Annotated in this window: 6 protein-coding genes; 4 read left to right on the top strand and 2 right to left on the bottom strand. The window is 72.5% G+C overall.

Features of this window, described 5'->3' with window-relative positions; translation table 11 throughout:
- The first annotated feature begins 279 nt into the window (after positions 1 to 279).
- Positions 280 to 1,008: an ankyrin repeat domain-containing protein gene (locus tag AB0E85_RS39505; RefSeq protein ID WP_361937594.1), complete on the top strand. Its 729-nt coding sequence runs from the start codon at positions 280 to 282 to the stop codon at positions 1,006 to 1,008.
- A 34-nt stretch (positions 1,009 to 1,042) separates the two neighbouring features.
- Here AB0E85_RS39505 and AB0E85_RS39500 read toward each other — a convergent pair whose 3' ends face one another.
- Positions 1,043 to 1,225, bottom strand: coding sequence for a hypothetical protein (locus AB0E85_RS39500; protein WP_361937593.1), 183 nt, complete (start codon positions 1,223 to 1,225; stop codon positions 1,043 to 1,045).
- Positions 1,226 to 1,513: 288 nt separating this feature from the next.
- Between AB0E85_RS39500 and AB0E85_RS39495 the strand changes: the two genes are divergently transcribed.
- The 3 genes from AB0E85_RS39495 to AB0E85_RS39485 all read left to right on the top strand — a co-directional run bounded on the left by AB0E85_RS39495 (position 1,514) and on the right by AB0E85_RS39485 (position 5,699).
- Entirely contained in the window at positions 1,514 to 2,335 is an 822-nt protein-coding gene (locus tag AB0E85_RS39495; protein WP_361937592.1) for a chitosanase, read from the top strand.
- A gap of 89 nt (positions 2,336 to 2,424) precedes the next feature.
- Complete coding sequence (locus AB0E85_RS39490; RefSeq protein WP_361937591.1) at positions 2,425 to 3,387, top strand: DMT family transporter; 963 nt, start codon at positions 2,425 to 2,427, stop codon at positions 3,385 to 3,387.
- A gap of 59 nt (positions 3,388 to 3,446) precedes the next feature.
- Positions 3,447 to 5,699 carry an MMPL family transporter gene (locus AB0E85_RS39485; RefSeq protein ID WP_361937590.1) on the top strand — a complete coding sequence of 751 codons (2,253 nt, stop codon included), beginning with the start codon at positions 3,447 to 3,449 and terminating at the stop codon, positions 5,697 to 5,699.
- A gap of 94 nt (positions 5,700 to 5,793) precedes the next feature.
- Here the strand turns inward: AB0E85_RS39485 and AB0E85_RS39480 are convergent, their stop codons facing one another.
- Complete coding sequence (locus tag AB0E85_RS39480; RefSeq protein WP_361937589.1) at positions 5,794 to 6,558, bottom strand: sulfite exporter TauE/SafE family protein; 765 nt, start codon at positions 6,556 to 6,558, stop codon at positions 5,794 to 5,796.
- Positions 6,559 to 6,702: the final 144 nt, after the last annotated feature.

The raw sequence follows: 6,702 nt of genomic DNA, 5'->3' as shown, positions 1-6,702 counted from the left end.
GTCCGCTCACGTCAAGCCCCCAGGTTCTCGGCTGAGTTGACAGTAGCCCGAGGAGACTTGCCGGGCGCTGAGCCGCCAGGCCAGCCGGGCCACCAGGCCGCCGGACCGCCAGGCCGCCAGGCCACCGGACCACCAGGCCGCCGGACCGCCAGGCCACCGGACCGCCAGGCCGCCGGGCCGCCGGGCCGCGGACGATGGTCCGGTCGTTTCCCGCGGGCGGCCGTGCGGGAGCACGCAGGCTGGCAGAATCGGGAGCCCTGACGGCAACGGGAGGCCGGCTTGCAGACGCTGACATCGCAGGACCCGCTGGCCGTCGCCGTCACTGAGGCGATCCGCACCGGGGATCTGCCCGGGCTCCGGCGGCTGCTCGCCGACCATCCCGGCCTCGCCGCCGCACGCATCACCGAGCAGGGCGAGGACGGCAAGGGCACACGCAGTCTGCTGCACATCGCGGCCGACTGGCCCGGTCATTTCCCCAGGGGCCCCGAGGTGGTCGCGGTCCTCGTCGCCGCCGGGGCCGATCCGCAGGCCCGCTTCGGCGGTGCGCACGCGGAGACTCCGCTGCACTGGGCCGCCAGCAGCAACGACGTGCCCGTCCTGGACGCGCTGATCGCGGCCGGGGCCGACATCGAGGCGCCCGGGGCGGTGATCGGCGGTGGCACCCCACTGGCCGACGCCCGGGGGTTCGGCCAGTGGCGCGCCGCGTACCGGCTCGTCGAGCACGGCGCCCGCGTCACCCTCCAGGACGCCGCCACGCTCGGTCTGCTCGACCGGGTCCGCGCCTGCGTCGAGGCGGACGAGGCGCCGTCACCCGAGGAGATCACCAGCGCGTTCTGGGGCGCCTGCCACGGCGGTCACCTGCCCACCGCGCAGTACCTCCACCGGCGGGGCGCCGACCCCGACTGGTGCGGCTACGACGGCATGACCCCGCTGGACGTCGCCCGCGCCCAGGACGCCGACGACGTCGTGCGCTGGCTGCGCGACCTGGGCGCCGAGGGCCGCGCCTAGCGTCCTGCTGCGCTCGGGCAGCGCGCGGGGCGCCTCACAGGCAGTAGCGCACCATCCATTCGTCCTGGTTGTACGCGGTACGCGCCGGGTCGGGCACGCTCGCCGCCCGCTCCTCGACCATGTCCTCCACGCGCACCGGCTCCGGCAGTGTCCCGAAGCGGGCCCGGCGGGCCGCGCCCTCCGCCTCGTTCCCCTGCTGCGTCGTCGCCTCGTCCACGGCGATTCCCCTCTCCGGCCGGTCGGTCCGACCGTTCGTCCCTTGGTGGGCAATGAGTTGACGTGCGGGAGGGGCTTCTGGTTCCCGAGGCGTCCCGCAGCGGCAGAAGTCGTGCTGCCGGCCCGGGCGGGGCTGTCGTCGCGGGGACATCGGCTGCGGACGTCGCCCTGTTCGACCGTACGAACTTTCACGTCGGCGGTTCCCCTTCCGGCCCTCCGGTGATAGGAAACCTTCCTATCAGTTCTGCACGGCCAGCTCTTCCAACCCCCCACTCTGCTTGGAGGCCCCGTGAGACACCCCGGTACCCCGGCGACGCGCCGCACCGCCCTGACGCTGTTCGGTGCGGCCATCGCGGCCACCCCCTTCCTGAGACCCGTCGCCGCCACGGCGTCCGTGCGGGCGATCGGGCTCGACGACCCGGCGAAGAAGGAGATCGCCATGCAGCTCGTGTCGAGCGCCGAGAACTCCTCGCTCGACTGGAAGGCGCAGTACCAGTACATCGAGGACATCCGTGACGGCCGCGGCTACACCGCCGGCATCATCGGGTTCTGCTCCGGCACCGGCGACATGCTCGACCTCGTGGAGCTCTACACCGTCCGCCGGCCCGGCAACGTCCTCGCCAAGTACCTGCCGGCTCTGCGTGAGGTCAACGGCTCGGACTCGCATGCCGGACTCGACCCCGGCTTCCCCGGCGACTGGCGCCGGGCGGCCCGGGACGCAGCGTTCCAGCGGGCACAGGACGACGAGCGCGACCGGGTGTACTTCGGGCCGGCAGTCCGGCAGGGGAAGGCGGACGGGCTGCGCGTGCTCGGCCAGTTCGCGTACTACGACGCCATCGTCATGCACGGCGACGGCACCGATCCCCTGAGCTTCCGCAACATCCGCAGGCGCGCGCTGCGGACCGCAAAGCCTCCGGCGCAGGGCGGTGACGAGGTGACGTACCTCGACGCCTTCCTGGACGCCCGGGTGTGGGCCATGAAGCAGGAGGAGGCACACAGCGACACGAGCCGGGTCGACACCGCGCAGCGCGTCTTCCTGCGCCGGCGCAACCTCGACCTGAACCCGCCGCTGGACTGGAAGGTCTACGGCGACAGCTACCACATCGGCTGACCACCAACGGCCCGGGCGGGAATTGGTCCATCAAGCAGGCACGGAAGTGGACCCCGTCCCGGGCCGCCCGGTTGCCTAGCGTCATCACCATGAACGCCACGACAGCGCGCGGCACCCTGCTCGCCGCGCTCGCCTGCGTCCTCGTCGGAGGATCCTTCACCGCCAACAGCGTCCTGGGCGACTACCCGTATGCGGGCGGCCAGTTCCTGCGCTACGCAGTGGCCTGTCTGCTGCTGGTGCCGGTGGCCGGCAAGGGCGCCGCCGGCCGCCTACGGGCCCTGACACCCCGTCAGTGGGCCCGTCTCGCCCTGCTGGCCGCGGTCGGCATGGTCGGTTTCAACCTGGCCGTCATCGCCGCCGAGCGCACGGCGGAACCCGCGGTGCCCGGCGTGTTCGTGGGCTGCGCACCGGTGGCCGTCGCCGTGCTCGTGCCGCTCCTGGACGGACGCAGGCCCCAACGGGTGGTGCTGTACGGGTCGTTGCTCGTGGCGGTCGGGGCCTTCACGGTCCAGGGCTGGGGGCGCACGGACGGCTCGGGCATCGCCTTCTCGCTGTGTGCCCTGGCGGGGGAGGTCGGGTTCGCCGTGCTCGCCGTTCCCGTACTGCGGCCGCTCGGGCCCCGGTTGCTGTCCGCCACGGTGTGCGCGGTCGCCGCGCTGGAGTCGGCCGCGGTCGGGCTGCTCGCCGACGGCGCCGACTGGCTGCGGCGTCCGGACGCCGTCGAGACGGCCGCGCTGCTGTGGCAGGCGGTGGTGGTCACCGTGGTCGGATTCGTGTGCTGGTACATGGGCATGCAGCGGATCGGCGCGGAACGCGCCACCCTCTTCTCGGGCCTCATCCCGGTCGCGGCCGCCTGCACCGCGCCTCTCGTCGGCACGGGCTCCTACGGTCCCGCGCAGGCGGCCGGCAGTGCGCTGGTGGGGCTGGGGGTGGCACTCGGGTCCGGAGCGCTGGGGCGGGCGGGGCGGGAGCGCGATCCGCGCGGTCGGGCCTTTCGGGGGAACGGACGGCCGGAGTCCCGGGGCGTCCGCGTGCCTGGAACGCGGGAGTGATCGCGCGCGCATCTAATGGGCGGGATCGCACCTCCCGGCCGACACAGGAGACGACGTCCATGCCGCACAGCCGTACCGGTGAACGGGACAGGAAGGCCGCGCGCGGAGGCGTGCTGCGGCGGCTGGGCGAGTGGTGCGCGCGCCACTTCGTGATCGTGATCATCGCCTGGCTGGTGGCGCTCGTGGCGCTGCAGGTCGTCAGCCGTGAATTCGGGGGATCCTACTCCGACAACTTCAGCCTGCCCCAGGCGCAGGCCCAGAAGGGCTTGGACGTGCTGAAGGCGCACGATCCCGAGGCCGGCGGCTACAGCAGCCAGATCGTGATGCGCGACGATCAGCAGCCCCTCACCGCGCTGAGCTCCCAGATGTCGACCACGGTCGCCGATCTGGAGAAGCTCCCGCACGTGCTGTCCGCCCAGAACCCGCTGTCCGCCCCGGCCACGCCGAGCGGCCAGAAGAACGTGGGCCCGTTGTCGGACGACAAGAAGACGGCCTACATCACCGTCCGTTTCGACGTGCAGCCCTCGACGCTCGGCGACGACTACCTCAACGGCGTCGACACCGCGGTGCAGCCCTTGCGGTCGGCCGGGGCGGAGGTCGAGTACGGCGGACCGCTCGGCGAGCTCGCCCGTCCGTCGGCCGACGACCGGGTGAGCGAGCTGATCGGTTTCGGCGTGGCCGTCATCGTGCTCCTCGTCGGGTTCGGCAGCGTGATCGCCGCCGTCGTCCCGCTGCTGAGCGCGCTGATCAGCGTCGTCGGCGGCCTCGCCATCCTCGGCCTGCTGGCGGCGGCCTTCACGTTCGCGACGGTCTCCCCGACCCTGGCCACGATGATCGGCCTGGGTGTCGGCATCGACTACGCCCTCTTCATGCTCACCCGGCACCGGCAGAACCTCATCGACGGCATGGACCCGGTGCGGGCGGCGGGCCAGGCGGCGAGCACCAGCGGCCATGCCGTTCTCGTCTCGGGCTGCACCGTGATCATCGCGCTGGCGGGCCTGTCCGCGTCCGGAGTCTCCTTCATCGCCCTGCTCGGGCTCGCCGCCGCGGTCACCGTCGTCTCGGCCGTCGTCGGCGCGCTCACCCTGGTGCCGGCCCTGCTCGGCTTCATCGGCCGCCACATCGACCGCTACCACGTGCGCCCGCCCATCGCCGAGACCGAAGCCGGGGCGGGTGACACGCCACAGGGCACCTGGCACCGGTACGCGCAGCGGGTGGAGCGCAGACCGCTGTCGTTCCTGTCGGCGGGTGTCGCCGTGGTCGTGATCCTCGCGGTCCCGTTGTTCTCCATCCAGCTGGGGCACATCGGTGACGGCGCCGACCCGACCTCCTTCACCGACCGACGGGCGTACGACCTGATGGCCGACGCCTTCGGGCCCGGCTCGAACGGCCCGCTGACGGTCGTCATCGACCAGACGGACGTGCCGCAGTCGCAGCGCTCCGCCCTGGCCTCGAAGGCCCAGCAGTCCCTCGACCAGGTCCAAGGCACCGCCGCTGTCACTCCCCTGACCCCCACGCAGGACGGCGACATCCTGATCGGCACGGTCTACGCGACCAAGTCCCCGCAGAACGCCGCGACCACGGACCTGACCAACCGTCTCGTCGACGACACTCTGCCGGACGCCGTCCAGGGCACGGACGCCAAGGGGTACGTCACCGGTACGACGGCGACCCAGGTCGACTTCCGTGACATCGTCGCCTCCCAGCTGCCCGTGATCATCGCCGTCGTGGTGGGGCTGGCGTTCCTGATCATCCTGGCCGTGTTCCGGGGGCTGCTGGTCGCCGTCAAGGCGGCCGTCCTGAACGTGCTGTCGATCGCCGCCTCGTACGGCGTGGTCGTCGCGGTGTTCCAGTGGGGCTGGGGCGGGCCCGCGCTCGGCGTGCACGGCAAGGTGCCCATCGAGAGCTATGTGCCGATGATGATGTTCGCCATCGTCTTCGGCCTCAGCATGGACTACGAGATCTTCCTGCTGTCCCGCGTCCACGAGGCCTGGCTGCGCACCGGGGACGCGAAGGGATCGGTGGCGCACGCCCTGGAGATCACGGCCCGGGTGATCACCTGCGCGGCGCTGATCATGGTGAGCGTGTTCGCGGCGTTCATCGTCAGCGACAACATCGTGGTCAAGATGCTCGGGCTCGGACTGGCCGTCAGCGTGCTCATCGACGCGACCGTCGTACGCCTGCTCATGGTGCCGGCCGTGATGACCCTGCTCGGGCGGCACGCCTGGTGGATGCCGAGGTGGCTGGACCGGGTGGTGCCGCACATCGACGCCGAGGGGGCACGGACCGGGGCGCGGTCGGCGGCTCACTGAAAGGGAGAGGACCCAAGGGCGAGAAGGCGAACGGAGAGCATCGGTCACGCTCGGGGGCGGAGGCCCCCGGGCGCCCTGGGTCTCCGGGACAGGATCAGTGGAGCACCAGGTGGACGAGGGCGACGGTGCCGACCGACACGATCAGGGTGCGCAGGACCGCGGGGCTGAAGCGGCGGCCCGTTCTGGCTCCGATCAGGCCGCCGAGCGCCGACCCGGCGGCGATGAGCACGACGGCCGTCCAGTCGAAGTCGGCGAAGAACAGGAACAGCAGGGCGGCCACCGTGTTGACGACGGCCGCCAGCACGTTCTTCACGGCGTTGAGCCGCTGGAGCGTCTCATCGAGCAGCATGCCCATCAGGGAGACGTAGATGATGCCCTGCGCGGCGGAGAAGTAGCCGCCGTAGACGCTGGCGGCGGTCAGCCCGGTGAACAGCAGCGGGCCGCCGTCGGGGCGGACGGAACCGCCCGAGGAACGGCGGCGGCGCACCCGCCGGGCGATCCAGGGCTGGCACGCGACCAGGACGAGGGCGAGGCCCACCAGGACCGGCACGATCCGCTCGAACGCCGACGCGGGCAGGGTCAGCAGCAGCACGGCGCCCGCGAGGCCGCCCAGCACGGCACCGACGCCCAGCAGGAGGACGCGCCGGCCCTGCCCGCGCAGTTCCTCGCGGTAGCCGAGGGCCGCGGTGATCGAACCGGGCACCAGGCCCAGCCCGTTCGACACCGTGGCCGTGACCGGGGGCAGGCCGGTGGCCAGCAGTACCGGGAAGGTGATCAGCGTTCCGGAACCGACGACGGCGTTGACGGCCCCGGCGCCCGTGCCGGCCGCGAGCACGGCGGCCATCTCCCACGGCGTCACGCCGCCGCTCCGCCGCGTGTGCCGTTCCCGGTGAGGTTCATGGGGTCACGCTAGAGGGTGCGCTCTTCGGCGGCCGCCGAAGGGTCCCGTGGCGGGGGTCGGTCCGGTACGCACGACGGCGGCGGGATCCGGTGGGGATCCCGC

This window comes from Streptomyces sp. NPDC029044 (assembly GCF_040637495.1).
GTDB lineage: Bacteria > Actinomycetota > Actinomycetes > Streptomycetales > Streptomycetaceae > Streptomyces.
Note: the sequence above shows the minus strand (reverse complement) of the source record. Positions and strands in the feature narration are given on the sequence as shown.

Coding starts and splice junctions, on each gene's coding strand:
- AB0E85_RS39490 (WP_361937591.1), top strand. CDS start 2,425: ATGAACGCCACGACAGCGCGCGGCACCCTGCTCGCCGCGCTCGCCTGC.
- AB0E85_RS39485 (WP_361937590.1), top strand. CDS start 3,447: ATGCCGCACAGCCGTACCGGTGAACGGGACAGGAAGGCCGCGCGCGGA.